This is a genomic window from Mycobacterium sp. 94-17, from assembly GCF_035617725.1.
Taxonomy (GTDB): Bacteria; Actinomycetota; Actinomycetes; order Mycobacteriales; family Mycobacteriaceae; genus Mycobacterium.
Window position 1 is genome coordinate 1 of record NZ_JAPIYN010000059.1, and the last position, 1,463, is coordinate 1,463.

1 protein-coding gene is annotated in these 1,463 nt (G+C 64.1%); it reads left to right on the plus strand.

Going from position 1 to position 1,463, the window contains the following annotated elements:
• Positions 1-220: 220 nt before the first annotated feature.
• Positions 221-1,438 (plus strand): IS110 family transposase, encoded by a 1,218-nt coding sequence (locus OQ789_RS25590; protein WP_324689189.1) that lies wholly within the window; start codon positions 221-223, stop codon positions 1,436-1,438.
• Positions 1,439-1,463 lie beyond the last annotated feature (25 nt).

Below are 1,463 nucleotides of genomic sequence, written 5' to 3' on the forward strand. Positions count from 1 at the left end.
TGCTGGTGATGACTCTCGCTCCGACTGACGCCCTGCTGAGTTGTCTTCCAATTGATTTGTCTCACCAGCGACGAGCGGGCAAGCACCGCCATGAGAGCCCGGTGTGGCGGACATGACCTAATCAGGAGCCTGGCAGTTCCTCATCAATGTCTTGTCTGCCCGCCCCACCGGGTTTGTCACCCACCGCACCGTCGCTTGCACAGAGAGGACACCAACCATCGTGACATCCCCACGTCGGGTCGTCATCGGCGTCGACACTCACCTCGACACCATTCACGTCGCGGCCATCACCGACACCGGCCAACTTCTTGGCGATGCCGAGTTTCGCACGAATCCGACCGGTTATTACGTCGCCCTGCGGTGGGCGCAAAGCTTTGGAGAGGTGTTCATCGCCGGCGTCGAGGGCACTGGCAGCTATGGGGCCGGGTTCACACAAACCTTGCAAGACAACGAGATTCAGGTTGTCGAGGTCAACCGACCCGACCGGTCAGCGCGACGCCGCCAAGGTAAATCCGACCCGCTGGACGCCTATAGCGCCGCTCGTGCCGTGCTGGGCGGCCACGGCCTGACCGTGCCCAAAGATCCCGACACCGGCGCACTCAAAGCCCTGCTGATCGCGCGCCGCGGCGCAGTTAAAGCCCGCACCGCGGCCATCCAGCAGATCAAAGACCTCCTCGTCGCCGCGCCGGCAGCGCTGCGGGAACGCTACCGCCGCTACCCCACCACCTTGCGTCTGATCGAGGCGTTGGCCCGATGCCAGCCTTACACCCACGACGACCCCACTGTCATGGCGGTGTTGATTGCCTGCAAAACCTTGGCCCAGCGCATCGAATTCCTCGAACGCCAAGACCGCGAGCTGACCGCTCAGCTCGACACCTTGACCACCGCGACCAACCCGGCCCTCCGCGCCGCCTACGGAGTGGGCCCCGACACCGCGGCACAATTGCTCATCACCGCCGGCACTAACAGCGACCGGGTGCGCTCTGAAGCGGCCTTTGCCATGCTCTGCGGCGTCGCACCCATCCCCGCCAGCTCGGGTAAAACCCACCGCTACCGACTCTCTCGCGGCGGCGACCGCGCGGCCAACAACGCGCTGCACCGCATCGCACTGGTGCGCTGGTCCCACGACCCACGCACCCGCAACTACGCCACGCGCCAACTCGCCGCCGGCCGCTCCAAAAAGGACATCCTGCGTCTGCTCAAACGCGCCATCGCCCGCGAGATGTTCAAACACCTCACCGCACCGTGCCCCATCGATGACTACAGCGACCTGCGCCCGGCCCGACAAGCCAAAAACATCACCCTCACCAGCGCTGCAGCACACTTCGGTGTTTGGCCCAACGACATCTCCCGGCTCGAACGCGGCCTCAAACGCAACGACACCCTCGCAACCAACTACCGCGAATGGCTCAACACCCAGCTCATCACCGCCGCTTGACCCTTAACAAAGATAGGAGCATCAA